1 protein-coding gene is annotated in these 3158 nt (G+C 40.5%); it reads right to left on the bottom strand.

What is annotated here, in order from left to right; genetic code table 11:
• Positions 1-3158: isopeptide-forming domain-containing fimbrial protein (locus EAF07_RS10330; protein WP_142925607.1), on the bottom strand; the 3158-nt coding region annotated here is incomplete at both ends.

Here is a 3158-nt window from a genome sequence, read left to right as displayed (position 1 = left end):
TTATAAACAACTTTTGTTGTATTTGGAATCTTAACGCGAGTCACGCCTTCGCGGATTTGCGCTGGAATGACCAACTCAACTTCTTTACCTGCGAAGTCGCCTGCTTTCGCGAAGTCTTTCATTGTCGCTGTAACGGTTTGACCGTCTACTTTAACATCGAAGAACTTAGCGACGTCACCTGTGATGCTTGGTTTGGCATCTGGTTTAACAGTCAAGTCCTTATCAAGGGTATCCGTGATCACGAATTTCTTATAAGATGTGATTGTGGTTGGAAGGCTTGCTTTGATGTTGTAAGTGTAATCCGTTTGAGTTGGAACATCTAAGTGATCAAGTTTTTCGTTGATTTTCTTATCAACTGTTGGATCGGTTGGCGGCGTTACGGTTACTGGCGGTGTTGGTGGCGTTTCCTCATCAGGTTCACCTTCCTGACGAGATTTATTACGGTACTGAACTTTCGCTTGGTTCGGAATACCATTTTCACCTTCTTTAACAGTCGCATCTTTCTTCACTTGGGCAGTGATAATCAATTCAACTTCTTTACCGGCATAAGCTTTCGCTGCTTCAAAATCAGTAATTTCAGCTGTAACGGTTTGACCAGTCACTGTTACTTTGAAGAATTTAGCTGCCTCTCCCTTAATAACTGGCGTACCTTTAACCGTCAGACGCTCATCAACCTCATCCACAATGTTGAATTTCTTATAAGTAGAAATATCTTTTGGCAAAGTAGATTTAATGTTGTAAGTGTAGTCTGCTTCTGGTAAGACAACTGCACTATCAAGGGTTTCATTAATCTTCTTAGAAACGTTTGGAGTGTCACCTGGTGGGGTAACTGGAACTTCTTCTGTTTCTTTCTTTTGACTTGGTTTATCACCTACAGTCAAGGTTGCTTTATTCGGAATAGAACCAGCTGTATTATCTGCTGTGACATACTTCGCAAGTTCTTCACCTTTTACATCTTCTTTGATACGGGCTTTAATTTCTAATGAAATCTCTTTGCCTGCATACTTAGGAAGGTCATCTTTAGCGATGGTTGCCGTAACAAGACCTTTTGCCTTATTCGCATCCGCAACGCTTGTTACTTTGATTGCTTTGTCTTCTTGACCTGCTGAGAGAACTTTAATCTCTTTAACCGTCAAGATATCCTCAAGATCATCGCTGAGCTCAAACTTCGTAAAGCCTGTCACATTTTGTGGAACAGTTGCTTTCACTCGGTAAGTGAATTCTTGTTCTAAGCCTGCTAGATTTAAGCTTGCTTGGTCATCAACGGTTTTCGTTGGTTTTGGTGTCTCGCCTGGTGGCGTTACTGGAACATTTTCGGTATCTTCTGTTTGGTTTGGTTTGTCACCAACTTTAATCGTAGCCTTGTTAGGGATACTGTTGTCTACATATTTACCAAGTTCTTCAGTTGTGACACCTTCCTTGATGCGAGCTTTAATAGTCAAGACCATTTCTTGACCTTTATAATTAGAAATCTTATCTGATGGTAAGCTTGCGACAACTAGACCTTTAGTAGTAGCATTAGCGTTTGCCTCTGCTGCACCTGTTACGGTCACTGCTGCATCTGCTTTTCCACCTACAGTTACTTTCGTTTCTGTAATGGTCAAGATATCTTCAAGATCGTCGCTAAGTTCAAACTTAGTGAAACCAGCAACATCTTTTGGTACAGTCGCCTTCACTTCATATGTAAAGACTTGTTCTAAAGCTCCAAGAGTAAGCGATGGTTTCTCATCTACTGTTTTCTCTGGTTTTGGCGGCATACCTGGTGGCGTTACCGTTACTTTCTTAGAGGTTTTCGATTTGTTGTTAAGTTTTACTTTAGCTTCATTCGGTACTTTGATTTGACCATCTGCTTCAGCATCATGATATTTGCTTAAATCAGCGTTTTCACGAATCTTAGCCTTGATACCAAGTTTAATCTTAGCTGGGCCATCATTGCCTTCATTCAGTTTCGCAATCTCACGGTTGATACGGCGAAGCTCGAGTGACGTCAATTCTTCTTTTTTCAATTCAAAGTAAACACGGTCAGTGGTTTTGCCATTGTCTTCAACTTGATCTACTTTCAAGTATTTTTTCAATACTTCAGACTCTTGACCATTGACATAAACTTTATCTTCACCATCTTTATTCAATGATTCCAATTCTGGAACAAGAATATCTTCAATTAGGTACTCATCGAAGATACCCGGCCATGTGGATTCGATAGTATAGAAATAAGTATCATCAACAGCTGGTAAGTCTAAGTGTTCTGAACCTTTTTCTTTTGGTTTAACTTCTTGTGTGACTTCTTTTGTGATATCTGTTTCTAATGGTGGAGTTACAAAGACGTTGTTTGAACGACGCGTTTTCGCGTTTGGATCCTTCAAGTCTTTGGTGTCACCATTCCAAACAATCTTAGCTTGGTTCGCAAAACCTAAACCATCATTTTCCTGCATCATCTTGTAGTACTCAGTTGCATTCTTGTCAAGTTTGTATTCATCCTTGATTTCTGCAGTGATAACAAGACGGTATTTCTTGAACTTGTGACCACCATACTCACCTTCGTTCACTTCTTTGGTTTGTTCACCTTTATTTTGTGGAACATCAGCGATAATGGTTGTATTGGCGTTACCATTGTCATCTTGTGTTTCTTTTGTAGAAACTGTGAATCCTGGCAACTCTTTCCCTTGGTCGTCTGTGACTTTAGCACTGATAAACTTCACGCGATAATCGAGTGCGTCCACAAACATAACATTTTTCTTCATCTCAAGGGCAACGTTGTACATGTTGTAATCAACGCTGTAAGTAAAGGCTTCACCTTCCGTTGTCAATGATGCTGCATAAGATGGACGTTTGATGGTTTTAGCTGGATTAGTCGCATCTACAAGCAATGGGTCTTGGGTAATGTGTCCTGTTTGACCATCATCACCATTCTTATCGTTAGACTGGTCTTTATCTTTAACATCTTTTGTGACACGTGGGTAACAGTATTTAAGGTCCGTTACTTGGACATGCGTTGGTGTTTTAGAACCAATTTCCGCACTTTCATAGTCTCCTACCTTAAAGGTACCTACCAATTGACCTACTTCACGCTCTACTTTTGGTGGCGTGTAGTTCGCAGGAGGCTCTGTTTCATCCGCCTCATCCAAGTTTTCTGCTTCTTCGGTACGTTTTAACTCGTA

It is taken from the genome of Streptococcus hillyeri, assembly GCF_003686955.1.
GTDB classification, from domain to species: domain Bacteria; phylum Bacillota; class Bacilli; order Lactobacillales; family Streptococcaceae; genus Streptococcus; species Streptococcus hillyeri.
Note: the sequence above shows the minus strand (reverse complement) of the source record. Positions and strands in the feature narration are given on the sequence as shown.